The following is a 23545-nucleotide window of genomic DNA, read 5'->3' on the forward strand; positions in this document are numbered from 1 at the left end:
CAGGCAAAAAAAAGGGCCAGTAGTTGGCCCTTTATCTATCAACCGCCGAGGTACGCGTCGCGCACCTTCGGGTCAGTCAACAAGGCTTCACCCGTGCCCTGCATCACCACCCGGCCGTTCTCCAGCACATACGCCCGGTCAGCAATCTTCAGCGCCTGGTTGGCGTTCTGCTCCACCAGGAACACCGTCACACCATCACGGCGCAGCTGTTCGATGATGTCGAAGATCTGCTGGATGATGATCGGTGCCAGGCCCAGCGAAGGCTCGTCGAGCAGCAGCAGCTTGGGCTTGCTCATCAGTGCCCGGCCAATGGCGAGCATCTGCTGCTCGCCACCGGACATGGTGCCGCCACGCTGGATGTAACGTTCCTTCAGGCGCGGGAACAGCTGCAGCACCTTGTCCAGCTGCTCCTGGTAGTCGCCCTTGTCGGTGAAGAAACCACCCATCGCCAGGTTTTCCTCTACGGTCAGGCGGGCGAACACGCGGCGGCCTTCCGGCACGACGGCGATGCTCTTGCGCATGATGTGCGAGGACGGCTGGCCGACCAGCTCTTCACCCAGGTACTTGATGCTGCCACTGTGCGCCTGCGGCGAGCCGCACAGGGTCATCAGCAAGGTCGACTTGCCAGCGCCGTTGGCGCCGATCAGGGTAACGATCTCGCCCTGGTTGATCTCCACGTTGACGCTGTGCAGCGCCTGAATCTTGCCGTAGAAGGTGGAAACGTTTTCGAACTTCAGCATTTACGCTTCCCCCAGGTAGGCTTTGATCACATCAGGGTTGTCGCGGATCTCTTCCGGCGTGCCGTGGGCCAGGGGGGTGCCCTGGTTGATCACCACGATATGGTCGGAGATGCTCATCACCAGCTTCATGTCGTGCTCGATCAGCAGCACGGTGACGTTGTGCGACTCACGCAGGTAGGCGATCAGTGCCTTGAGGTCTTCGGTTTCTTTCGGGTTCAGGCCCGCAGCCGGTTCGTCGAGCATGATGATGCGCGGCTGGGTCATCATGCAGCGGGCGATTTCCAGGCGGCGCTGCTGGCCGTAGGCGAGGGTGCCGGCGGTACGGTTGGCGAACTCGGTCAGGTTGACCTTCTCCAGCCAGTACTGCGCGCGCTCCATGGCCTCTTTCTCGCTGCGGCGGAAGCTCGGGGTCTTGAACAGGCCGGCGAAGAAGTTGGTATTGAGGTGACGGTGCTGGGCGATCAGCAGGTTTTCCAGCGCGGTCATTTCCTTGAACAGGCGCACGTTCTGGAAGGTCCGCACCACGCCCTTGCGGGCAATCTGGTGGCCGGCCAGGCCCTGGATCGGCTGGCCATCGAGCAGGATGGTGCCACCGCTGGGCTTGTAGAAGCCGGTCAGGCAGTTGAACACGGTGGTCTTGCCGGCGCCGTTCGGGCCGATCAACGCCACCACCTGTTTTTCCTTGACGGTCAGGCCTACGCCGTTCACCGCCAACAAGCCGCCGAAGCGCATGCTCAGGCCGCTGACTTGCAGAATTTCGCGGCTCATCGACGCAGCTCCATGTGTGGACGTTGCATAGGCAGCAGGCCTTGCGGACGCCAGATCATCATCAACACCATCAGCGCACCGAACATCAGCATCCGGTATTCGCTGAACTCACGCATCAGCTCGGGCAGCAGGATCATCACGATGGCCGCGAGGATCACGCCCAGTTGTGAGCCCATGCCGCCGAGCACGACGATGGCGAGGATGATCGCCGACTCGATGAAGGTGAACGACTCCGGCGTCACCAGGCCTTGGCGCGCAGCGAAGAAGCTGCCGGCGAAACCGGCGAAGCAGGCACCCAGGGTGAATGCCGAGAGCTTGATCACGGTCGGGTTCAAACCCAGCGCACGGCAGGCAATCTCGTCTTCTCGCAGGGCTTCCCAGGCGCGGCCGATCGGCATGCGCAGCAGGCGGTTGATGACGAACAGCGCCAGCAGGGCCAGCAACAGCGCCACCAGGTACAGGAAGATCACCTTGTTGATCGAGTTGTATTCCAGCCCGAAGAACTCGTGGAAGGTCTGCATGCCCTCGGCGGCGCGGCGTTCGAAGGTGAGGCCGAAGAACTCCGGCTTGGGGATATTGCTGATGCCGTTGGGGCCGCCCGTCCAGTCGGTGAGGTTACGCAGGAACAGGCGGATGATCTCGCCGAAGCCGAGGGTCACGATCGCCAGGTAGTCCCCACGCAGGCGCAGCACCGGGAAGCCAAGCAGGAAGCCGAAGGTGGCGGCCATCAGGCCGGCGATCGGCAGGCACACCCAGAAGCTCCAGCCCAGGTAGTGCGAGAGCATGGCGTAGCTGTAGGCGCCGACGGCGTAGAAGCCCACGTAACCCAGGTCGAGCAGGCCCGCCAGGCCGACCACGATGTTCAGGCCCAGGCCCAGCAACACGTAGATCAGGATCAGCGTGGCAATGTCGACTGCACCGCGCGAGCCGAAGAACGGCCATACCAGTGCCGCGACGATCAGGCCAATGATCACGTAGCGCTGGGTCTTGGGCAGTGTCAGGTAGTTGCTGACGGCCGGCGGGATCAGCTTGCGATCCGAACGGCTGCCCATTACCGCACTCCACTGCTTGTCGAACAGCACGCGCAGGAACATCAGCACCGAACACACGGCGATGATGCTGATGGTGAACGACCCTTGGCTGTGCACGGCCAGGCTGATGCCGTCGATGCTCAGTTTCAGGCCCAGCACCGGGAAGGCCACGGCCCATACCAGCAAGGCGCTGAAGAACGCCTGTTTGAGATTTCTGTTCATACTTTTTCAACCTCCGGGCGGCCCAGGATGCCGGTCGGCCGGAATAGCAGGACAAGAACCAACAAGCCGAATGCCACCACGTCCTTGTACTGGTCGCCGAAGATGTCGGCGCCGAACGCTTCGGCCACACCCAGCACCAGCCCGCCGAGCATGGCGCCCGGGATGCTGCCGATGCCACCCAGTACCGCCGCGGTGAAGGCTTTCAGGCCCACCAGGAAACCGGCGTTGGGGTTGATCACCCCGTACTGCATGCTCAGCAGCACGGCCGCCACGGCGGCCAGGGCGGCACCGATGACGAAGGTGAGGGCGATGATGTTGTTGGTGTTGATGCCCAGCAGGTTGGCCATCTTGATGTCCTCGGCGCAGGCACGGCAGGCGCGGCCCAGGCGGGAACGGGAGATGAACAGGGTGAGGCAGGTCATGGCCACCAGGGTGACCACGAACACCAGGACCTGCATGTAGCTGATCAGTACTTCTTCAGCACCACCTGGCCCGAACGAGAAGCTGCCGGGGATCAGGTTGGGGATGGACTTGTCCTTGGAGTCTTGCGACAGCAAGACGGTGTTCTGCAGGAAGATCGACATGCCGATGGCGGAAATCAGCGGGATCAGACGGTTGCTGTTGCGCAGGGGGCGGTAGGCAACGCGCTCGATACTGTAGCCATAGGCACTGGTGACGAAGATCGTCGCGACGAAGGCGACGGTCATCAGGATAGGCAGCGAATGGATACCCATCATGGCCAGGCCCGCCAGGGCGATGAAGGCCACATAGGAACCGATCATGTACACCTCGCCGTGGGCGAAGTTGATCATGCCAATGATGCCGTACACCATCGTGTAGCCGATGGCGATCAAGGCATAGGTGCTGCCGATGGTCAATCCATTAACCAGTTGTTGGAAGAAATGGTAGATCTCAGGCATTACAGCGCTCCTAAAAACCTGATTTGCATTTCGCTGGCGGGGGTAGGCCAGGAAACCGCGGGTGACGGTTTTAAGATTTTCAGGTGAGCCTGCCCCCGGATCGCGGGGATCGGGCCCATGAACCTCGTAAAACAAAGCCCACTGCTCGCACAGTGGGCTTCTTCGGTCAGCTATTAGTCACGCAGTTACTGAGGGGAGACTTCGGTCTTCGGCTTGCCGAAGTGCCATTCGTAGACCACGAATTTGAAGTCTTTCAGGTCGCCCTTCTCGTCGTACGACAGGGTGCCGGTCGGGGTCTTGAAGGAGCCGGCGTGGATGGCGGCTGCCACCTTGTCGGTGTCTTCGGACTTGGCGGCCTTGATGCCCTGGGCGATCAGCTCGACAGCCGAGTAGGCAGGGAACACGAACGGGCCGCTTGGGTCCTTGCCGTCAGCCTTGATGGCGTCGACGATCTTCTTGTTCTCCGGGTCGGCATCGAACGACTTCGGCAGGGTGACCAGCAGGCCTTCGGAGGCGTTCTGGGCGATTTGCGAGATCGAGTCGTTACCCACGCCCTCTGGGCCCATGAACTTGGCTTTCAGGCCCTTTTCCTGCGCCTGGCGCAGGATCAGGCCCAGCTCGGGGTGGTAGCCGCCGTAGTAGACGAAGTCGACGTTGTTCTGCTTGAGCTTCTGGATGATCGAGGAGAAGTCCTTGTCGCCGGCGTTCAGGCCTTCGAATACGGCAACCTTGGTGCCTTTCTTCTCGAGGGTTTGCTTGACCGCAGTGGCGATACCTTCACCGTACTGCTGCTTGTCGTGCAGCACTGCAACCACTTTTGGCTTGACGTGGTCGGCGATGTAGTTGCCGGCAGCCGGGCCCTGGGCGCTGTCCAGGCCGATGGTGCGGAAGATCAGCTGGTAGCCACGGGCGGTGATTTCCGGCGAGGTGGCGGCCGGGGTGATCATGATTACGCCTTCGTCTTCGTAGATGTCGGACGCTGGCTGGGTGGAGCTGGAGCACAGGTGGCCGATGACGAACTTGACGCCGTCGTTGACCACTTTGTTGGCGACTGCCACGGCCTGTTTAGGGTCGCAGGCGTCGTCGTATTCCTTGGCTTCGAGCATCTTGCCATCGACGCCGCCCGCGGCGTTGATATCCTTGATGGCTTGCTTGGCGCCGATGAACTGCATGTCGCCGTACTGGGTCACAGGGCCGGTTTTAGGGCCAGCAATCCCGATCTTGATGGTATCGGCGGCAAACGAATGGCTGGCTACCCCGGCCAGTACCATTGCGGCGAACAGCTTGGAAATCTTGATCATAGTGCTCCACTCATTCTGTTGTAATTCTTATAGTCCTGGCGGCCAGGGCTACAGACCGGGCGGGATTTGCGGCGTGGCCATGCCAACGCGCAAGCCCACCTTCCCCCGGAACATGTCCCGGAACTGTACCGGTACAGTGTAGAGCGCTGTTCGAGCGCTTGAAAAGCGGTCGAAAAGTGCCTGTTTCCTGGGTTGTCGCTTGATCGACAGAAAGATACAGAAAGGCGCCATCAAACTGCCTGTATCTGTGACCCCACCCCACAACTTCGGGGTCAATCGACCAAATTACATATTTGAAACCAGGTTTTTCTGCAAAAATGCCGGCCTTTTTTATTGGCCGATTTTTGCGGATATCACCCATGACTGATCAAACAAGCACCCTCTATGCCAAATTGCTTGGCGAGACGGCAATCATCGAGTGGAAAGCGCTGGAGCGTTTCTGGGCCAAGGGTGACCTGATTTGGGTCGACCCCAGCCTGGACCTGATCACCGTTGCCGAGGCGATGGCCGAGAATCGCAGCGAGATCTTCGCCAAGTGGCGTAGTGATGGCACTGTTGGGCCGGTGTCGGCCGAACAAGCGCTGGACCTGCAAAGCCGCGATCCAGAGATCTGGGCGGTAGTGGTTTCGCCGTTCATCGTGATTCAGGTGAAGGGCCCCGAAGTGGCGTGATCGTTTTTGGTGCGCAAAAATGCGCAGTAGCCCCTTATTGGTGCTTGAAAGCATTCAAGGCGGGTAGAGGGAAGTAACAATTCGGCGTGGCGGTAACAGTTTACGGGATGCGTAATGTGTCTACCCCGCTGCCAACCTGTAAAACAATTCGAACAGTCGGGAGTCATTGATGAGCACTGCACTACCTTCGCTTGGATTTGCTGGCATCGGTCTGATGGGCCTGCCCATGTGCCGACGCCTGCTGGCGGCGGGGTATCCGCTGACCGTTTGGAACCGTAGCCCGGACAAGTGCGCTGCACTTGTCGCCGCCGGTGCGCGCCTGGCCCACAGCCCCGCCGAACTGTGCCAGGGCAGCGACATGGTGCTGCTGTGCCTGGCCGATACGGCTGTGGTGCGCGAGGTAGTGTTCGGCGAACACGGCATTGCCCAGGGTGGAAGCAGTGGCCAGTTGCTGATCGATTTCTCCAGCCTGGAGCCCACCGCCACCCGTGAAATGGCTGCCGAACTGGCCGCGCTGTGTGGCATGGCCTGGCTGGATGCCCCGGTGTCTGGCGGCACGCCCGGTGCCGAAGCCGGTACCCTGGCGATCATGGTCGGTGGCGAGGCGGTTGACCTTGAGCGTGCCCGGCCGGTGCTGCAGGTACTTGGCCAGCGGGTGACGCATATGGGGGCGGTGGGCGCAGGCCAGGTGACCAAGGCCTGTAACCAGATGATCGTGGCGTGCAACGCCTTGGTCATTGCCGAAGTCGTGGCGTTGGCCGAGCAGTCCGGGGTGGATGCGACGTTGATCGCCGAAGCGTTGGCCGGTGGCTTTGCCGACTCCAAGCCCCTGCAGATCCTGGCGCCGCAAATGGCCGAAAGCCGCTTCGAACCGATCAAGTGGCATGTGCGCACGCTACTCAAGGACCTTGATGGCGCGGTCAAATTCTCCCGCGAGCAGGGTTCGGCGACGCCGCTCAGTGGCCTCGCCGCGCAATTGATGCGCCTGCACGGTAGCCAGGGTTACCTGCAAAAAGATCCGGCGACCCTGGTAGAACTTTACCGTAACAAGGGTTGAGCACGCCGTCCTGGCGCTGCAACCGCTCCAGCAGTGGTCGCAGCTCGGCCAGTGGTACCGGGCGACCCAGCAGGTAACCCTGCAGATAGTCGCAGCCGTGGGTTTTGAGGAACGCCTGTTGTTCCGTAGTCTCTACGCCCTCACTGACCACCTGCAAGTGCAGCGTGTGTGCCATGACGATGATCGCCTGGACGATTTCCCGATCCTTTTGGCTACCCGGCACATCCTGCAGGAACGTGCGGTCGATCTTCAGTACATCCAGCGGCAGGCGTTTGAGGTAGGCCAGAGACGAGTAGCCGGTGCCGAAGTCGTCGATCGACAGCGTCACACCCAGGGCGCGAACGCGCTTGAGCAGGTTCACCGTGTGCTGGAGATCACCCATGAGGGCGTTCTCGGTCACTTCCAGCTCGAGTTGCCGGGCGCAGAGCCCGGCGTGAAACAGAGCTTTCTCCACTTCGTTGGGTAGCTCGTCATGGTTGAGGGTCACGGCCGAGCAGTTGACCGTGACCTTGAAGTCGCCGTAGCCATAGCGCTGCAGGTGGGCCAGATCGTTGCAGGCGTGGCGCAGTACCCACAGGTCGAGGTCGATGATCAGGCCGTTGGCTTCGGCAATGCCGATAAAGCGTTCGGGGCCGAGCAGGCCATGTTGCGGATGCTGCCAGCGCACCAAGGCTTCCAGCTTGGCCAGCTGCCCGCTGCGCATATCGAAGATGGGCTGGTAATGGACGCAGAGCCCGCGTTCTTCGAGCAGTGCCATGCGCAGTTCTTCTTCCAGTTGCAATGCCATCGTGGCCTGGGTCTTCAAGTTGTCGTTGAAGAAGTTCAGGCTGTTGCGCCCGTTGTCCTTTGACTGATACAGGGCCAGGTCGGCATGTTTGAGCAGCTCTTCGACGCTGGTGCCGTCGTCAGGGAAGATGCTGATACCGATGCTGGTGGTCATGACCATGCGCCGTCCACCCAGGTCGATCGGCTCTTTCATTCGTTGCATGATGCGCTGGGCCAGATGGCGGGCTTCGTCGCGGTTATTGAGGCTGGTCACGATGCAGAACTCGTCGCCCCCGAAGCGCGCGACCAGGTCCTGGCTGCGGGTGGCGGCCTTGATGTGGTTGGCGATCACCTTGAGCAACTCGTCACCGGCGTCATGGCCGAGGCTGTCGTTGATGCGCTTGAAATGGTCGATGTCGAGGAACATCACCGCCAGGCGGCTTTCACTGGCCTGGTGTTCGGCCAGCCGCTCGGCGAACACCTGGTTGAAGCCACGGCGGTTGACCAGATTGGTGAGCGCGTCGTAATGCGCCGCTTGTTGCAGCGAGGCGCGGGCCTGGTCCAGCTGGCTGAGTAGCACGCTGACCCGGCGCAGGTCGTGCTCTTTACTCTGCAACTTCTTGTCGGCCAATGCGGCACTGATACTGGCACCGCTGATGAGCAGTGTGATGAAGCCGATGCCCAGCCCAAGTTGCAGGCTGTTGTCGCCAGAAGGCAGGCGCAGGGCGGTATCGGCCGGGATGACCAGCGTCATGGCCGACATCGCGGTGAAATGGGTAGCGACGATACCGGCAGCCATCAGCAGGCTGGCGCCGTACTTCATGGCCTGATAAAGAGTGCCACTGCCATTACGGAAGTAGCGGGCCAGGCACAACGCGGCCAGGCTGGTGAGCAGGGCAATGGCGCCAGAGGCCAGCAGCAGGCCGGTCTGGTAATACTGCACGGCGCCGGTTTCCAAGGCGGCCATGCCGACAAAGTGCATGAGGATGATGCCCAGGCCAATCAACACTGCGCTTTGCACAAAATGATGCACGCGCATTTGTGTGCGTTCCAGGCTGTACATGGCCAGCCAGGCTACGCCCAGGGCGATGAGTAGCGAAAGAATGGTCAGGGAAACGTCGTAATGCACTTCCACCGGTGCCTGGAACGCCAGCATGCTGATGAAGTGCATGGCCCAGATGCCACCGGCCAGGCAGCAAGCGCCGAGCATGTTCCATTGGCGGTGGGCAGTGGGTTCGGGGCTGTGGGATTGTCGCTCGGCCATGTCGAGCGTGGCGAAGCAGGCCGCGCAGGCAACGAAGTAGGCGAGCAGAACCAGAAACGGTTCATGACGGCAATCAATGACGATACGCCCGGTTGCCGGCAAGTCGGCGAACAGTTGCAGCCCTAACCACTCCATGGAATGCCTCTTGATCGAGTTTTCACTCGTCTGCGCTACAACCCTGTGCAGACTGTCCAGAGGCAGTATAGGAAGGAGTATTTAAGCCTTCCTGACTAATGGCACATTGATTCCTACGATTTGGTAATCAGCGTGATTGCGGCCAGGAATAAAGAGTTTGGACCGTAATAGAGGCTCGCGAGATCAGGGCTGCTGTGCCGGCTATGGGGCCGCAAAGCGGCCCCATAGCTCCGGTATTTAGCCCGCCACCAGCACGCGAATGGCTTCCAGGCGCAGGGCGGCCTTTTCCAGCATTGCCAGGCCATCTTCACGCTGCTTGCGCAGGGCGTTGATTTCGCTGTCACGCACACTCGGGTTGACCGCTTGCAGTGCCACCAGGCGGGCCAGCTCCTCGTCGGCCTCTGCCGCCAGGCGGCGCTGGGCTTCGGCCACGCGCTCGATGTGGGTCGGCAAGATTTTCTCTTCACCACCACTGATACGCTTGGCCAGCACATCGCGCTGGGCCTGGACGAACTTGTTGGCGCTGGCGCGCGGCACGCTTTCGAGCTGGTCGTTGAGGGTTTCGAAGGCTACGCGCGATGCCAGGTCGTTGCCGTTGGCGTCGAGCAGGCAGCGCAGTGCCGCCGGCGGCAGGTAGCGGCCCAGTTGCAGGCTGCGTGGTGCTACTACTTCGCTGACGAACAGCAGTTCGAGTAGCACAGTGCCCGGTTTGAGCGCCTTGTTCTTGATCAGCGCCACTGCGGTGTTGCCCATCGAGCCGGACAGCACCAGGTCCATGCCGCCCTGCACCATCGGGTGCTCCCAGGTGAGGAACTGCATGTCCTCGCGCGACAGCGCCTGGCCACGGTCGTAGGTAATGGTCACGCCTTCGTCGTCGCCCAGCGGGAAGCTGGCGTCGAGCATCTTCTCGCTTGGCTTGAGGATCAGGGCATTCTCGGAATGGTCTTCGCTGTCGATGCCAAAGGCGTCGAACAGGGTTTCCATGTAGATCGGCAGGGCGAACTGGTCGTCCTGTTCAAGAATGGCCTCGACCAGCGCCTGGCCCTCGCCAGCGCCGCCAGAGTTGAGCTCCAGCAGGCGGTCGCGGCCAGTATGCAGTTCGGCCTCCAGGCGTTCGCGCTCGCTGCGGGCGTCGGCCACCAGTGTATCCCAGGCCTTGCTCTCGCCACCTTCGAGCAGCGGCAACAGGCGCGGGCCAAACTGGTGTTGCAGGGCGTTGCCGGTCGGGCAGGTGTTGAGGAAGGCGTTGAGGCCTTCGTGGTACCACTGGAACAGGCGCTCTTGCGGGCTGTCCTGCAGGTACGGGATGTGCAGCTGGATGGTGTGCTTCTGGCCGATCCGGTCCAGGCGGCCGATGCGCTGTTCGAGCAGGTCGGGGTGCGCGGGCAGGTCGAACATCACCAGATGGTGGGCGAACTGGAAGTTACGACCTTCGCTGCCGATCTCGGAGCAGATCAGCACCTGCGCGCCGAATTCTTCGTCGGCGAAGTAGGCGGCGGCACGGTCGCGTTCGAGAATGCTCATGCCTTCATGGAACACCGACGCCGGGATGCCGGAGCGCACGCGCAGGGCGTCTTCCAGGTCCATTGCGGTTTCGGCGTGGGCGCAGATCACCAGCACTTTGGTGCGCTTGAGCATCTTCAGGGTATCGATCAGCCAGTCGACGCGTGGATCGAAACGCCACCAGCGTTCGTCGTCGGCTGCCTCACCCTGGGCCTGGAAGGCCACTTCCGGGTACAGCTCAGCGTGTTCGCCAGCCGGCAGGTCGCGGTACTGCTCGGGCGTGGCCAGCGGGTAGGGGTGCAACTGGCGCTCAGGGAAGCCCTGAATTGCGGCACGTGTGTTGCGGAACAGCACGCGGCCGGTGCCGTGGCGGTCAAGCAGTTCGCGAATCAGGCGCGCACTGGCCTGGGTGTCGCCATCGTTGACCGCGGCCAGCAGGGCTTCGCCTTCGGCACCCAGGAAGCCCTGGATGGTGGCGTGCGCCTTGGGCGACAAGCGGCCCTCGTCGAGCAGTTCCTGTACGGCTTCGGCGACCGGGCGATAGTGCTCGCTCTCGGCACGGAAGGCGGCCAGGTCGTGGAAACGGTTGGGGTCGAGCAGGCGCAAGCGGGCAAAGTGGCTGTCCTGGCCAAGCTGCTCTGGGGTGGCGGTGAGCAGCAGCACACCCGGGATCACCTGGGCCAGTTGCTCGACCAGGCCATATTCGGCGCTGACCTGATCTTCGTGCCAGACCAGGTGGTGAGCTTCGTCGACCACCATCAGGTCCCAGCCGGCAGCAAACAGCGCATCCTGGGCCTTTTCGTCGTCGACCAGCCACTCCAGGGCAACCAGCGCCAGCTGGGCGTCCTCGAACGGGTTGCTGGCGTCGCTCTCGATGAAGCGTTCAGCGTCGAACAGGGCTACCTGCAGGTTGAAGCGGCGGCGCATTTCCACCAGCCACTGGTGCTGGAGGTTTTCCGGCACCAGGATCAGTACGCGGCTGGCACGGCCCGACAGCAACTGGCGGTGAATCACCAGGCCAGCCTCGATGGTTTTGCCCAGGCCCACTTCGTCGGCCAGCAATACGCGCGGGGCGCTGCGGTCGGCGACTTCGCGGGCGATGTGCAACTGGTGGGCGATCGGTTGCGCGCGGCAGCCACCCAGGCCCCACAGTGCCGACTGCATCTGCTTGCTGGTGTGCTGCAGGGTGTTGTAACGCAGGCTGAACCACGACAGTGGGTCGATCTGCCCGGCGAACAGGCGGTCGCTGGCCAGGCGGAACTGGATGAAGTTCGACAGCTGGGTTTCTGGCAGGGTACGCGGCTGGTTCTGCGCGTCCAGGCCGTGGTACACCATGAGCCCGTCGATGTCCTCGACCTCGCGCACGGTCAGCTTCCAGCCCTCGAAGTGGGTGATCTGGTCGCCGGGCGAGAAACGCACGCGGGTCAGCGGCGCATTGCGCAGGGAATACTGGCGGGTGTCGCCAGTGGCCGGGTAAAGCACGGTCAACAGGCGGCCATCCTGCGCCAGGATGGTACCCAGGCCGAGCTCGGCTTCGCTGTCGCTGATCCAGCGTTGCCCCGGTTGATACTGCTGCGCCATACTGCCTGAACTCCCGCGATGAAAAAGCCGATTATGTTAACGGATCGGCCGGTCAGACCAAAGTGCGAACGCACCAAAAGGTGCTGAACGACAACAGGAAGTAAGTCAGTCTAGCTGTTTCATCGCCTCGCACTGTGCAGCCGACGAGGGCACCGCTTCTATATGTCTGCCAAGCACCGCTGGATGAGCGCTTCCATGGCCGTGGGCAGCCTGCTGCTGCTGAGTGCCTGCGAGCAGAAGAATTTCGAGACCTTGCCCCCCATTCCGATGGAACAGCTTGAAGTGCTGGGCGTCCAGACGCCGATCAAGAGCGTGCACTACCGCGACCGCGACGGTGAAGGCCTGCTGGTACTGAGCCGCAGCGATGGCCAGGCCAGTGACCCGGAAAGCGAACAGGAAGTGGACAAGGTGGTACTCAAGGCCACCTTGTACGGGCGCACAGCCGAAAGTGATGCATTCAAGGCGCGTTGGCAGATCGAGCAGGAAACCACCTGCCCAGGGCTGGACCTGGACGTGGACTTCTACACCGACGTCAGTGATGCCAGCGACTTGAACAAGGACGGTGTCGCCGAGGTGACGGTAGCCAGTCATGCCTTCTGTGGCGGCGGTATCGACCCGCACGACATCGCCATCGAGATGCGCGAAGGGCAGGCCAGCTACACCATTACCGGCCAGTCGCTGATCACCCCGGCGGGCGAGGAACCGGTCGGTGGCGAGCGCGAGGACAGTGCCTCGCTGAAAACCGCGCCGCAGGTGTTGCGCGACCATATGGACGCGGTCTGGCAGCAGGTTTACAAGCGGCCCTGGAGCGAAGCCAGCCCGCCAGATGACGACGAGCCTGACGACGAAACCGAGTAAATGTTGTCCATGACATCAAGGTAAACCCGCACCTGCCGATACAGGGGCACAGGAGAACGTCCATGCTGCCGCCGATCATTCCGCTCAGTGCCGCCCCGGTGACCTCGCAACAGGACCCGGTCAAACCCACCCCCGACATCAAACCGGTGGTGCCGACGCAGCCTGCGTCCGGCGAAAGTGCCATCGACCTCAAGCACCAGCGTGACCCGCAAGAGCAAGCACTGTTGCTGCGCGATGAACAACGTCGCCAGCAGCAACGCAGGCAAAAGGGCGATCAGGAACGCTACAGTGCCATGCCTGGTGATGAGGTCAACGCCGACAACACCGTGCCGGTGGCCCCGTTGATGGGCGAACACGTACGCCAGGGGCTGCTGGTGGATATCGAAGTCTGACAGGGGCTGGTCAGCACCTGCGGCTGGCCTCATCATGCAAGTCTCAGTAGATCGTCGAGCCCACCCATGAGCCAAGACAACCTCATCGATTTCGATGCCGAACGCGCCAAGCGCGTCCACGACCTCAAGGAAAAGCGCCTGAACGACATGCGCAACGCGTTCGAGCAGGCCCTGCCGTTGAACAGCAGCAAGAAAAAGAAACCCAAGAGCAAGCCGAAGAAGCGCTGAAATTTGACGCAGGTCAACCCTGCACCCCCCTCGCGTGCCCGGCCTCGGGCACCATTGATCCCGATCAATTTTCCCCCCCACCACATTGGTTATCTTGCACCCATCGGACAACGGCAAACGAATGGGGAGGCCAGCATGTTCTTCGACAACGTGGTTATCGCCGGTGTGGTAACGGTTGGGTTGATGTTTGCCTTCTTTGCCGGTCTGGGCATTTTCATCTGGAAGGACTCGAACAAGCGCAAGCCGCGCTGACCTTCCGGGTACACGAGCACGCAAGGCATTTAGGGCGACTTCGGTCGCCCATTTTTTTGCCTGGGATTTGTGTTTTGGTTGCATCTCGATAAAGATGATTAGCTAGCTAATTATCCATTTCTACTTTATCCTGCTCCCCATTGTCTATCTTTTCTACAAGACCATCCCCGCAAGGTCCGCTTCGTGCCCATTACCTTCCAGGCCCTGTTCGCCCCCAGCAGCCTCGCCCTCAAGTTCGCCATCAAGACTCTGCTCGGTGGCGGCCTGGCGTTGTGGCTGGCGATGCGTTGGGGGCTGGAGCAACCGTCATGGGCACTGATGACCGCTTTCATTGTCGCCCAGCCGCTGTCCGGCATGGTGGTGCAGAAGGGCCTGGCGCGGCTGGCGGGTACCTTGGTTGGCACCGTCATGTCGGTGCTGTTCATTGGCCTGTTTGCACAGACCCCAGGTTTGTTTCTGCTCACCCTGGCCCTTTGGCTGGCCCTGTGCACCGCCGCCTCCACCCAGCTGCGTAGCGCCTGGGCTTATGCCTTCGTGCTGGCCGGCTACACCGCTGCCATCATCGCCTTGCCGGCCATCGACCACCCGCTGCAGGTGTTTGACCAGGCGGTGGCGCGCTGCACCGAGATCTGCCTAGGCATTTTCTGCGCCACTGCCAGCAGTGCCTTGCTCTGGCCCATGCGCGTGGAGCAGCAACTGGGCGGGCAGGCCCGACAGGCCTGGCAGAACGGTCTGCAAGCTGCCAGCGCCATGCTGGGTGGCGAGGACGAGGCGCGCAAAGGCTTGCTGGAGAGCTTGGGGCGCATCGTGGCCATCGACAGCCAGCGCGAACATGCCTGGTTCGAAGGCAACCGAGGCCGGCAGCGTGCCCGCGCCATTCGTGGGCTCAGCCAGAAGCTGATGGTGCTGTTGCGCATCTCCCGTTCGGTGCGCCGTCAGTGGCGGCAACTGGATGAGCGGGAGGCTGAGCACCTGGCGCCCTGGTTGCACGAAGTGCGCACACTGTTGGGCAAACCCGACAAGCCCGGCCTGTTACTGCTGCGCCAACGTATCTGGGATGCCGCCCACGATGAGCAGATCAGTTCGGCGGAGCACTTCTGCCTGGCGCGCATGGCCCTGCTGCTGGATTACGCCATGGCTGCCGGCCAGGCGCTGGAGGATGTGGAGGCGGGCAGGGCGCCCAAGGATGTGTCCCAAGGCCTGGCTGCGCACCGCGACTGGTCAATGGCCTTGCTGTTTGGTTCGCGCAGCGCGCTGGCCTTTCTGGTAATGAGCGGGTTCTGGTTGGCCACGGCCTGGCCTTCGGCGCCGGGTGGCCTGGTGCTGACCTGCGTAGTCTGTAGCCTGTTCGCCAGCCGTGAGAACGGCGCGCAGATTGGCTTGAGTTTTTTGCGCGGGATTTTCCTGGCCATACCTGCTGCGTTTCTGGTCGGGCAAATTGTGCTGCCGCAGTGGAGCAGCTTCGCCATGCTGTGCCTTGCCATGGGTGTGCCGCTGTTTCTTGGTGCGCTGGGCATGGCCCACCCCCGTACCGGGGCCACGGCCACCTCCTATTGCCTGCACTTCATTGTGTTGGTGTCGCCGCTCAACGCCATGCAGTTCGGTGTGGCGACCATGCTGAACAGTGCCTTGGCCATGTTGGTGGGGGTGTCTGCAGCAGTCATGGCCTTTCGTTTATTGGTGTTTCGTCACCCGGCCTGGTTGGGCCGGCGACTGCGCGCAGCCACCCAGAGCGACCTGGTGCGCCTGACCCGGCGCGACCTGCGTGGGGCTGACAGCTGGTTTGGCGGGCGGATGGCTGACCGCCTGATGCAACTGGCGCGGCATGCCAGTGAATTACCGGAAGACGAGCGCAAGCGCTGGGACGACGGCCTGCATGGGCTGGACATTGGTGATGAACTGGTACACCTGCGCATGTGCCTGGCGGTCGCCCAGGCCCCCTTGGGGCGTGCCGAGCGCGAGTACCTGCAACAGGTGGAGGCGGTGCTGGCCAAAGGGCCTGCCGCCGGGCGCGGGCAGCGCCTGGACACCGCCAGTGAGCAATTCATCGCGGCCCTGCGCCGGCTGCCTGCCAGCGACCCGTTGCGGCTGGCGGAAGGTGCGGTGCTGCAACTGCAAAAAAGCTGGGGCAAGTGGTGCCGCTGGCAGGAGGAAGCCCATGGGGTTGCGTGAATGGGAAGTGGGCGGCGTGCTGCTCAGCCCGTTTCTGCTTTATGTGTTGCTGGCGCTGCTGCTCACCGGCCTGTTGCGCCTGGTGGTGCAGGCCACGCCGCTGGGGCGCTGGATCTGGCATGAGGCGCTGTTTGACGCGGCGCTGTTCGTTTGTGTGTTGTTCCTGGTGGTACGCCTGCTGGGGCCTTTATGAAGGAGTGTTTCGATGCGTGCGGCCGTACGTACCTTGGTGACGCTGTGTGTGGTGGCCTTGGCCGTGTTGGCCGGCTACCAGCTGTGGCAGTACTACATGCTTACCCCCTGGACCCGCGATGCCCGTGTGCGCGCCGATGTGGTGGTGATTGCGCCTGACGTGTCCGGCTGGGTACGCGGGCTTAAGGTCCATGACAACCAGCAGGTCAAGGCGGGCGACCTGTTGATGACTATCGACCGCGAGCGCTTCCAGGCCGCGTTCGACCAGGCCAGCGCCGTGACCGAGACCCGCGCCCAGCAATTGCGCCTGCGCGAACGCGAAGCCGCCCGACGCACGGCCTTGGGGCCCGAGGCGATCAGTGCCGAGTTGCGTGAAAACGCCCAGATCAATGCGGCCATCGCGCGTGGCGAGTTGCACGAAGCCGAGGCGCAGTTGCAGGTGGCCAGGATCAACCTTGCGCGCAGTGAAGTGCGGGCGCCGCGCAGCGGGCATATCACCAACCTGCGTCTGGCCGAAGGCAATTATGTGAACACCGGGGAAGCGGTCATGGCCCTGGTGGATGATTCAACCTTTTATATCCAGGCGTACTTCGAGGAAACCAAGCTGCCCCGTATTCGTGTGGGGGATACCGTGAAAGTCTGGCTGATGGGGGCGGGTGAGCCGATGCAAGGGCATGTGGAGAGCATCAGCCGCGGTATTACCGACCGCAACAGCAACCCGGACAGCCAATTGCTGCCGGAAGTGGAACCTACCTTCAACTGGGTGCGTCTGGCCCAGCGCATACCGGTAAGGATTCGCCTGGACCAGGTGCCGGAAGGGGTGACCCTGAGTGCGGGGATGACGGCCAGTGTGCAGGTGCATGAGGACCGGGATCGGCAGTAGCTCCAGCACTACACCCTGAGCGGTGAGCGCTGAAAACCATGGCGCGTTCGTGCGCACCTGCGTTAGGCTGCGGCTTGCGAGTTGCCCGGTAGAGGCGACCCATCCCCCGCCAGGCGTGCGTATCTTCCGATATCATTGCGAGGTTACGTCATGGCCATCACTTCCCAGGACATCTGCAACGCTGCCGACCAGCTCAAGGGCTTTGTCGGTTTTCATGGCAAGCGCGGTGTCCATATTGTGCGTTTTTCCGAGGATTCGTTCGGCATGGACGTGGCCGACGACAGCATTACCCCGTGCAACGAGTTTGTCTGGCGGCCTGAGCAAGGGCAGCGCATGGCGTTGTGCCGTGAGCGGCTGGCGCTGTTGCTGGAGCAGCATGTGGATGACCGCTTGAATATTGGTGAGCCGCTGCGTGCTTACCTGCGCCGCCAGGACCTGCCAGAGATCGTGGCCGAGCGCAGCCTGCAACAGCCCTGATGCCCCCTGCAGGAGCTGACTTGCCCACGAAGAATCCAACGCGGTGCATGGCACCGGCGTTGCCGTTGTTCGCGGGTAAACCCGCGCCTACAGAGATTGTTTGCTGCTTTGGGATGTTTGGTGCAACAACGCCTCCAGCCCGGCGCTGTCCAGCGGTCGGCTCATGAAATAGCCCTGTACTTCGTGACAACGGTCGTTTTCCAATGCTTTGAGCTGCTGTTCACTTTCGACGCCTTCGGCAGTCACCGTCAACCCCATCGCTTCGCCCAGGTTGATGATGGCCTGAACCACCGCACGGTCGCTGCCGTTGTTGTTGTTCAGGCCACTGATGAAGCGCTTGTCTATCTTGATGCTGTCGAACGGGTAGGTACGCAGGTAGCCCAGCGATGAGTAACCCGTGCCGAAATCATCCATGTTCAGGCGCACGCCCAGCTCCTTGAGCGAGAGCATGGTGCCCAGCGCGCCTTCGATGTCGTTGAGCATCACGTTCTCGGTAATTTCCAGCTCCAGGCGCTGGGCCGGGAAGGCGGTTTCCAGCAGGATTTCACGCACATCGGCTACCACGTCACTGCGCAGGAACTGCGCGGGCGACAGATTCACCGAAACCAGAATGTCGGCTGGCCAGTCATGGGCTGTGCGGCAAGCCTCGCGCAGCACCCAGCGGCCCAGCGCGACGATGATGTCGCTTTGCTCGGCCAGCGGGATGAAAGTGTCTGGCCCCAGCAACCCTTCCTGCGGGTGCTGCCAGCGCAGCAGGGCTTCGACCGCTACGATGCGTCGGTCGCTGAGGCGGTAGCGCGGCTGATAATGCAGTTCGAACTCCTGATTGCGCAGGGCCCGGCGCAGGTCGTTTTCCAACTGGCGGCGGTACTGGATCTGCTGGTTCATCTCGGCAGCGAAGTAACGCCAGGTATTCTTGCCATCGGCTTTGGCCTGGTACAGGGCAATGTCGGCGCAGCGGATCAATTCGCCCGCATCGAAACCCTGGGTGCGGGTTTGGGCGACGCCAATACTGGCACCGACATGCAAAGGTTGGTTGTCGAAGGTGATGGGTTGTTGCAGCAGGCTGATAAGGCGCGCGCAGAAACGGTCGATTTCGTTGCGGTTGTCCATGCCGCTTAGCACCAGGATGAACTCGTCGCCGCCCAGACGCGCTACCAGGTCACCGTCGCGGGTGGTATCGCGCAGACGCGTCGCCACCTCTTGCAGCACGGCATCCCCTGCAGCATGGCCGAGTGAGTCGTTGATCGGTTTGAAGTTGTCGAGGTCCAGCAGCAGCAGGCTCAAAGGTGGCGAGTCGGTGCCACGCAGCAGGGCTTGCTCCAGGTGCCTGGCGAGCTTGTTGCGGTTGGCCAGGCCGGTCAGTGGGTCGTGCAACGACAAGTGCTGAATGCGCGCGTGGGCGTCGACTTCGTCGGTGATGTCGCTGGCGGTGCCGCGAAAACCGCTGGGCTTGTCGTCATACCAGATGGCGCGGGCCGAAATCCTGCAGTAGCGGTTCTGGCCATTCTGGTCGCGGTAGGTACAGCGCAAATTGGCCAACTGTTGTGGGTCGGCGCTGGTCAGGGCGTCCAGCCAAGGTGAGAGCGGGGTGGTATCGCAGGCAAGCAACTGGTTGAGCGGTTGGCCCAGCCAGTCGTCCACTGGGTAGCCGGTGACGTTGGCAAAGCGTTGCGACAGGTAGGTGAGGCGTTGTTGCCTGTCGGTTTCCCAGATCCAGTCGGATGCCGATTCGGCCACCGCGCGAAATCGCTGCTCGCTGGCTTCCAGCGCCTGGTTGCTCTGTTGCAGGTGAGTGAGTGTAAGGCCGATTGCCCGCGAGCTGCGCAGGGTGAGGCGAAACAGGTACAGCATGATCATGCCAAGCATCAGCAGCGCGCCTACCAGTGGCGGCAAGACGGCCCACAGCAGCTGGCGCCCCGGCAGCGGGCTGTTCCAGGCCAGGTGGTAGCCGGTATCGCCCAGTTCGATGCGCAAGTGGCCATGCTCGCCCCTGTTGTCCTTGTCCACATGCATGCCGGTAAGGCCGGCGCCGGTGCCCAGCCGTGTCAGCTTGTCTTCGGTTAGTTGGTCGATGAACAGCATCACCGGGGCCTGGCGTACCTCACTGTCGGTGACATCGCGATCCGGTCGAACAGCGGCGGCAGTCAGCACGGCCGGCCAGCCGTTGAACAGCACGTAACGGGAGGTCTGTTCCCGTGGTACGGCCGCGGCGCGGGCCTGGTCGATGATCGGCTGCAGGGGCGCGTCTATATAAGTGTCAGCGCCTGCCTGGCTGGGCTGTCCCTTGAATAACGCGTAGGTGGTGCGGCTGTCCTCTACAACGAACACCCCTTCGTAGCCGCTGGCGCTGTACAGCGACTCGCCCACGTTCTTGTCTTCATAGGCCCATTTCCAGTCTACCTGGCCCGCCAGGTGTTCGAATGCAGCATCCCACACGGCATAGCTGGACAAGAACTGGCGCGAGGCGATGAGTCGCTGCTCCAGGGCCTGGTTCGCATGGAAGGCGCTACGCTGACGCTCCTGGTGATCAAGGGTGGCGGCGATGTTGAACAGTGCGCCCAGCGTAACCAGGCAGGCCAGGCCGAAAACTGCACTGAAACCGGCAATCAGGCGGCGCACCTGAAAGCGCGGTGTGGGGCTGGCGGGGTGGAGTTTGGCATTCCTGGCCATGCGTGAGCGGCTCCTTCAAGCAGCCTCCCGCCAGGCAGTCAGGAAGGAGGTTCAATCAGGATAGGCCAGCTTGAGCGTAGAAGCCTCGCTGCGGGCAAAATTGACCTGGTTGCGGCCGGCGTGCTTGGCGGTGTAAAGCGCCTTGTCTGCCTGGTCGAGCCAGTGCTCGGGTGACTCCAGGGTAGCTTCGAAGGGTGACAGGCCGATGCTCAGGCTGATGCGCAGGTGCGGCAACTGAGGGTTGCGGTAGTTGGCGACCTGCTCGCGCAGGCGCTCCATGGCCTGGCAAGCCTGGGCTTCACTGGTGTCCGGCAGCATCACACAAAACTCGTCGCCGCCATAACGCCCGGCCTGGTCGCCTTCGCGCAGATTACGGCGCAGCTCGGCGCTCAGCTGGCGCAGCACATAGTCGCCGACCACGTGGCCGAAGGTATCGTTGATGGTCTTGAAATGGTCGATGTCGATCAGGGCGATGACCGCGTGCCCCTGCTGTTGTTTACAGGCCTGGAATTTCAGCATTAGCAGGTCTTTCCACGCGCCATGGTTGAGCAGCCCGGTCAGGCTGTCGGTGAGGCTCAGGGCGCTCAGCCGGCGCTTGTGGTCAGCCAGTTTGATCGCCAGCTGGTAGCACACCCAGCCCAGGGCCAGCGGGTACAGCGTCAGCATCGGCAGGCAGGCGTACACCTGCAGAGGGGTAGCGGTCAGCTGCAGGCCGGGGCCGAGCAGCAGGATGGAGGCAAGCATGCCTGCCAACTGGGCCTGCAGCCCACGAAAGACCATGCGCTTGCCGCCGGCTGCGACGTTGTTCATGGTCATCATGGAAAGTACCGTCACGCTGGGGAGCGGGTTGAAATGCATGGCGGCAGTCCAGAACCCGCCCATTAGCGAGTCCAGCAGCAGGTTGCGCTGTTCTGCCTGGTAGGGCATCGCCGAGCGGCTTGCCCACAGGTAGGCCATATGCGGCCACAGCAACCCGTTGCACAGCACCAGCAGCCATGCCCAGGTGGGGGGAGACAGCGGCGCAATGGCCGCCATGACGCTGAACAGACCGATGCCCAGGCCAATGACGCGCGGCAGGTAGATGCGCTTGACGAATGAAAGGCCTTTCCCGCTGCGGTTGTCCATCGTGTACATCGCTATTCTTCCGGGGTACCGTTTATCGCATAACTCGCATGAATATTGTTGAACAGTGTTTCAGCGGCGAAAAATGACCTTACAAGCCAATTCACGGTTGATCTGATCACTGTGGGGTAACATGAAGGCTTTCCTGTTGCTCGGAGTGTTGCTGATGGTCCCTTTGGCCAACGCTGCCGGCGAGCCGGCGCCACAGCGGGATGGGCGTTTTCACAACCAGGCATCGTTGCCGCAGGATGGGGTGCTGAAAAAGCTGCGCATCGGGCTCAAGTACCTGTTCCTGCTAAAGCCCCCGCAAACCCGGCCGGCTACCCCGATCAGCCTCCAGCCCATGACCCGCGAGCAGGTGCTCGACGCCCCTGATCACAGCATGTGGCGCCTGGGCCATTCCACAGTATTGCTCAAGCTGCGCGGGCGCTTCTTTATCACCGACCCGGTGTTCGCCGAGCGCGCCTCGCCGGTGCAGTGGGCGGGGCCGCTGCGCTTCCATGCGCCACCGCTGGCGCTGGACCAGTTGCCGCCACTGGCCGCGGTTGTACTGTCGCACGATCATTTCGACCACCTCGACGAGCAGGCGATTCGCCATTTGGCGCCACGCACCGGGGTATTCCTGGCCCCACTGGGCGTGGGCGACCTACTTATGAGCTGGGGCGTGGCTCCGGCGAAGGTGCGCCAACTGGACTGGTGGCAAGAAAGCGAGGTGGAGGGCGTGCGCTTTGTCGCCACCCCGGCACAGCACTTTTCCGGGCGCGGGCTGCTGGACAGCAATCGGACGCTGTGGGCGTCCTGGGTGATCATCGATGACGATGTGCGGGTGTTCTTCAGTGGCGATACCGGGTACTTCGACGGTTTCAAGCAGATAGGCGAGCGTTTCGGGCCGTTCGACCTGACCTTGATCGAAACCGGCGCCTACAACGTCGCCTGGCCCAACGTACACATGCAGCCGGAGCAGAGCCTGCAGGCCCACCTGGATTTGCGCGGGCGCTGGATGCTGCCAATTCACAACGGTACGTTCGACCTGTCTACCCACGGCTGGCAGGAGCCTTTTGAACGCATACTGACGCTGGCCAACCAGGCCCAGGTGCGCTTGAGCACGCCGCAGATGGGCGAACGGGTCAGTCTTGACTCACCGCATGCCGGGCAGAACTGGTGGCAGCCACGGCCTGTGCGTCAGCGGGGCCACGCCAAAGAGCGCACGATGGCGGCACGCTGAGATTCAGTTGTGGTCATCCTCGCTGCGCCGGCACGGGGCTTGGTCGTCTTTCAGCAGGTGCGAGGGTGGCTTGCCACTGTCGCTGCGTACCTGGGCATGGCTGATCAGGGCAAAAATGAAACTGCCACCAATAATGTTGCCGGTCAGGGTCGGCAAGGCGAATTCCAGCCAAAAGCTGCGCCAGGTTTCATCGCCGGCCCACACCAGATAGGACACCTCGACGGAGCCCACTACTATATGGGTGAAATCGCCGAGGGCCATCAGGTAGGTGATCATCAGGATGATCCAGACCTTGGCGTGCTCCATGGACGGGATCATCCAGACCATGGTCGCGATCATCCAGCCCGACACGATGCCTTTGGCGAACATCTGGCTCAGGTCGTTCTTCATGACCTTGCGGCCAACCTCCAGAAAAGCCACGTCCGTCTTGCTGTCGAATATCGGCAGCTCCAGCATGACCCAAGCCACTAGCAGGGTGCCGGCCAGGTTGCCGAGCAACACCACGCCCCACAGGCGCAGCAGGCGACCGAAGTTGGCCAGGGTGGGGGTGGTCATTACGGGCAGCACGGCGGTGAGGGTGTTTTCGGTAAACAGTTGCTGGCGTGCCAGGATCACGGCGAGGAAGCCGGCGCTGTAGCCGATGCTGGCGACCACCTGGGCACTCTCTCCTTCCGGCAGGCGTGCGTAGAACAGCCCCATGGCCATCAGCGACAGTCCCATGGACAGGCCGGCGGCCAGTGCCGACCACCACAACGCGGCGAGGGTACGTTCCAGTTCCTGATCGCCTTGGTAGCGGATCATCTCGTGCAGCACTGCCGCCCGCGGCGGCTGGTTGTGGCTGACCTCCTGTTCTTCATCTGCAGACAGGCCCGGGGTTTTCTCGCTTTGCGCATCGCTCATGGCCGCTACGCTCCGTGGGGGGGGTTCTCTACAGATCCGTGGCGCTTTCATTAGTTGCCAGGTGGGGGGGTAAAACACGCGCGGAAAGTTTTTTCAGATCAAGGTGTTGACTCTGATTTCAAAGCGCGTATTATTCGCCTCCTCGCAGCGATGAACGCTTCGGGGCAAGCGGTAAGTGTTTGAAGTTGTTAGCTTTCGAAAGAAAGCGGTAGT

Annotated in this window: 21 protein-coding genes; 11 read left to right on the forward strand and 10 right to left on the reverse strand. The window is 62.2% G+C overall.

All coding sequences use genetic code 11. The features are described 5' to 3' along the window. Positions 1–38 precede the first annotated feature (38 nt). The 5 genes from PM2_RS24110 to PM2_RS24130 form a co-directional block, all read right to left on the reverse strand. On the reverse strand, positions 39–740 hold the full coding sequence (locus PM2_RS24110) for an ABC transporter ATP-binding protein (RefSeq protein ID WP_003254879.1): 702 nt from the start codon (positions 738–740) through the stop codon (positions 39–41). After that, positions 741–1508, reverse strand: coding sequence for a high-affinity branched-chain amino acid ABC transporter ATP-binding protein LivG (gene livG / locus PM2_RS24115; protein ID WP_013973920.1), 768 nt, complete (start codon positions 1506–1508; stop codon positions 741–743). Beyond that, positions 1505–2761, reverse strand: a complete 1257-nt coding sequence (locus PM2_RS24120) for a high-affinity branched-chain amino acid ABC transporter permease LivM (protein ID WP_016713795.1) — start codon at positions 2759–2761, stop codon at positions 1505–1507. Before PM2_RS24120 ends, livG begins: the two co-directional genes overlap by 4 nt. Continuing rightward, entirely contained in the window at positions 2758–3681 is a 924-nt protein-coding gene (gene livH, locus PM2_RS24125) for a high-affinity branched-chain amino acid ABC transporter permease LivH (RefSeq protein ID WP_016713796.1), read from the reverse strand. Before livH ends, PM2_RS24120 begins: the two co-directional genes overlap by 4 nt. Before the next feature lie 185 nt (positions 3682–3866). Beyond that, the gene (locus PM2_RS24130) at positions 3867–4982 is read right to left on the reverse strand and encodes a branched-chain amino acid ABC transporter substrate-binding protein (RefSeq protein WP_016713797.1); all 1116 of its coding nucleotides are present in this window, start codon (positions 4980–4982) and stop codon (positions 3867–3869) included. A 359-nt stretch (positions 4983–5341) separates the two neighbouring features. Between PM2_RS24130 and PM2_RS24140 the strand changes: the two genes are divergently transcribed. Together PM2_RS24140 and PM2_RS24145 are read left to right on the forward strand one after the other, a co-directional pair. Continuing rightward, entirely contained in the window at positions 5342–5653 is a 312-nt protein-coding gene (locus PM2_RS24140) for a DUF2288 domain-containing protein (protein WP_016713799.1), read from the forward strand. Between the two features lie 169 nt (positions 5654–5822). Then, on the forward strand, positions 5823–6710 hold the full coding sequence (locus tag PM2_RS24145; RefSeq protein WP_016713800.1) for an NAD(P)-dependent oxidoreductase: 888 nt from the start codon (positions 5823–5825) through the stop codon (positions 6708–6710). Here the strand turns inward: PM2_RS24145 and PM2_RS24150 are convergent. Further along, complete coding sequence (locus PM2_RS24150) at positions 6610–8874, reverse strand: putative bifunctional diguanylate cyclase/phosphodiesterase (protein ID WP_028698536.1); 2265 nt, start codon at positions 8872–8874, stop codon at positions 6610–6612. The two genes, PM2_RS24145 and PM2_RS24150, sit on opposite strands and share 101 nt — an antisense overlap. Before the next feature lie 237 nt (positions 8875–9111). Next, positions 9112–11958 (reverse strand): RNA polymerase-associated protein RapA, encoded by a 2847-nt coding sequence (rapA, locus tag PM2_RS24155; protein WP_016713802.1) that lies wholly within the window; start codon positions 11956–11958, stop codon positions 9112–9114. Positions 11959–12120: 162 nt separating this feature from the next. Between rapA and PM2_RS24160 the strand changes: the two genes are divergently transcribed. From PM2_RS24160 to PM2_RS24190, 8 genes are all read left to right on the forward strand, one after another. Continuing rightward, positions 12121–12816, forward strand: a complete 696-nt coding sequence (locus PM2_RS24160; protein ID WP_016713803.1) for a M949_RS01915 family surface polysaccharide biosynthesis protein — start codon at positions 12121–12123, stop codon at positions 12814–12816. A 62-nt stretch (positions 12817–12878) separates the two neighbouring features. Continuing rightward, on the forward strand, positions 12879–13208 hold the full coding sequence (locus tag PM2_RS24165; protein WP_016713804.1) for a hypothetical protein: 330 nt from the start codon (positions 12879–12881) through the stop codon (positions 13206–13208). A gap of 66 nt (positions 13209–13274) precedes the next feature. Continuing rightward, complete coding sequence (locus PM2_RS31245; protein ID WP_016713805.1) at positions 13275–13436, forward strand: hypothetical protein; 162 nt, start codon at positions 13275–13277, stop codon at positions 13434–13436. 135 nt (positions 13437–13571) lie between these two features. Continuing rightward, on the forward strand, positions 13572–13688 hold the full coding sequence (ccoM, locus tag PM2_RS31855; RefSeq protein ID WP_008097462.1) for a cytochrome c oxidase subunit CcoM: 117 nt from the start codon (positions 13572–13574) through the stop codon (positions 13686–13688). A 183-nt stretch (positions 13689–13871) separates the two neighbouring features. Then, a complete protein-coding gene (locus PM2_RS24175; RefSeq protein WP_028698535.1) occupies positions 13872–15860 on the forward strand; it encodes an FUSC family protein in 1989 nt (662 codons plus the stop codon). Further along, on the forward strand, positions 15847–16053 hold the full coding sequence (locus PM2_RS24180; RefSeq protein ID WP_016713807.1) for a DUF1656 domain-containing protein: 207 nt from the start codon (positions 15847–15849) through the stop codon (positions 16051–16053). The genes PM2_RS24175 and PM2_RS24180 overlap by 14 nt, the downstream gene beginning before the upstream one ends. Positions 16054–16065: 12 nt before the next feature. Continuing rightward, entirely contained in the window at positions 16066–16935 is an 870-nt protein-coding gene (locus tag PM2_RS24185; protein WP_016713808.1) for an efflux RND transporter periplasmic adaptor subunit, read from the forward strand. 150 nt (positions 16936–17085) lie between these two features. After that, positions 17086–17412 carry a DUF2025 family protein gene (locus PM2_RS24190; RefSeq protein WP_016713809.1) on the forward strand — a complete coding sequence of 109 codons (327 nt, stop codon included), beginning with the start codon at positions 17086–17088 and terminating at the stop codon, positions 17410–17412. An 87-nt stretch (positions 17413–17499) separates the two neighbouring features. Here the strand turns inward: PM2_RS24190 and PM2_RS24195 are convergent, their stop codons facing one another. Next, entirely contained in the window at positions 17500–20085 is a 2586-nt protein-coding gene (locus PM2_RS24195; protein ID WP_028698534.1) for a bifunctional diguanylate cyclase/phosphodiesterase, read from the reverse strand. Positions 20086–20136: 51 nt separating this feature from the next. Beyond that, entirely contained in the window at positions 20137–21210 is a 1074-nt protein-coding gene (locus PM2_RS24200; protein ID WP_028698533.1) for a diguanylate cyclase, read from the reverse strand. A 130-nt stretch (positions 21211–21340) separates the two neighbouring features. Between PM2_RS24200 and PM2_RS24205 the strand changes: the two genes are divergently transcribed. Next, a complete protein-coding gene (locus tag PM2_RS24205) occupies positions 21341–22432 on the forward strand; it encodes an MBL fold metallo-hydrolase (RefSeq protein WP_028698532.1) in 1092 nt (363 codons plus the stop codon). Positions 22433–22435: 3 nt separating this feature from the next. Here the strand turns inward: PM2_RS24205 and PM2_RS24210 are convergent, their stop codons facing one another. Then, entirely contained in the window at positions 22436–23332 is an 897-nt protein-coding gene (locus PM2_RS24210) for a formate/nitrite transporter family protein (protein WP_028698531.1), read from the reverse strand. Between the last annotated feature and the right edge of the window lie 213 nt (positions 23333–23545).

Origin of the sequence: Pseudomonas monteilii NBRC 103158 = DSM 14164, from assembly GCF_000730605.1 — a bacterium.
Taxonomy (GTDB): Bacteria; Pseudomonadota; Gammaproteobacteria; order Pseudomonadales; family Pseudomonadaceae; genus Aquipseudomonas; species Aquipseudomonas monteilii.

Excerpts from the sequence above, each read along its gene's own strand:
- PM2_RS24110 (WP_003254879.1), bottom strand. The coding sequence starts at position 740 with ATGCTGAAGTTCGAAAACGTTTCCACCTTCTACGGCAAGATTCAGGCG.
- livG (WP_013973920.1), bottom strand. The coding sequence starts at position 1,508 with ATGAGCCGCGAAATTCTGCAAGTCAGCGGCCTGAGCATGCGCTTCGGC.
- PM2_RS24120 (WP_016713795.1), bottom strand. The coding sequence starts at position 2,761 with ATGAACAGAAATCTCAAACAGGCGTTCTTCAGCGCCTTGCTGGTATGG.
- livH (WP_016713796.1), bottom strand. The coding sequence starts at position 3,681 with ATGCCTGAGATCTACCATTTCTTCCAACAACTGGTTAATGGATTGACC.
- PM2_RS24130 (WP_016713797.1), bottom strand. The coding sequence starts at position 4,982 with ATGATCAAGATTTCCAAGCTGTTCGCCGCAATGGTACTGGCCGGGGTA.
- PM2_RS24140 (WP_016713799.1), top strand. The coding sequence starts at position 5,342 with ATGACTGATCAAACAAGCACCCTCTATGCCAAATTGCTTGGCGAGACG.
- PM2_RS24145 (WP_016713800.1), top strand. The coding sequence starts at position 5,823 with ATGAGCACTGCACTACCTTCGCTTGGATTTGCTGGCATCGGTCTGATG.
- PM2_RS24150 (WP_028698536.1), bottom strand. The coding sequence starts at position 8,874 with ATGGAGTGGTTAGGGCTGCAACTGTTCGCCGACTTGCCGGCAACCGGG.
- rapA (WP_016713802.1), bottom strand. The coding sequence starts at position 11,958 with ATGGCGCAGCAGTATCAACCGGGGCAACGCTGGATCAGCGACAGCGAA.
- PM2_RS24160 (WP_016713803.1), top strand. The coding sequence starts at position 12,121 with ATGTCTGCCAAGCACCGCTGGATGAGCGCTTCCATGGCCGTGGGCAGC.
- PM2_RS24165 (WP_016713804.1), top strand. The coding sequence starts at position 12,879 with ATGCTGCCGCCGATCATTCCGCTCAGTGCCGCCCCGGTGACCTCGCAA.
- PM2_RS31245 (WP_016713805.1), top strand. The coding sequence starts at position 13,275 with ATGAGCCAAGACAACCTCATCGATTTCGATGCCGAACGCGCCAAGCGC.
- ccoM (WP_008097462.1), top strand. The coding sequence starts at position 13,572 with ATGTTCTTCGACAACGTGGTTATCGCCGGTGTGGTAACGGTTGGGTTG.
- PM2_RS24180 (WP_016713807.1), top strand. The coding sequence starts at position 15,847 with ATGGGGTTGCGTGAATGGGAAGTGGGCGGCGTGCTGCTCAGCCCGTTT.
- PM2_RS24185 (WP_016713808.1), top strand. The coding sequence starts at position 16,066 with ATGCGTGCGGCCGTACGTACCTTGGTGACGCTGTGTGTGGTGGCCTTG.
- PM2_RS24190 (WP_016713809.1), top strand. The coding sequence starts at position 17,086 with ATGGCCATCACTTCCCAGGACATCTGCAACGCTGCCGACCAGCTCAAG.
- PM2_RS24195 (WP_028698534.1), bottom strand. The coding sequence starts at position 20,085 with ATGGCCAGGAATGCCAAACTCCACCCCGCCAGCCCCACACCGCGCTTT.
- PM2_RS24200 (WP_028698533.1), bottom strand. The coding sequence starts at position 21,210 with ATGGACAACCGCAGCGGGAAAGGCCTTTCATTCGTCAAGCGCATCTAC.
- PM2_RS24205 (WP_028698532.1), top strand. The coding sequence starts at position 21,341 with ATGAAGGCTTTCCTGTTGCTCGGAGTGTTGCTGATGGTCCCTTTGGCC.
- PM2_RS24210 (WP_028698531.1), bottom strand. The coding sequence starts at position 23,332 with ATGAGCGATGCGCAAAGCGAGAAAACCCCGGGCCTGTCTGCAGATGAA.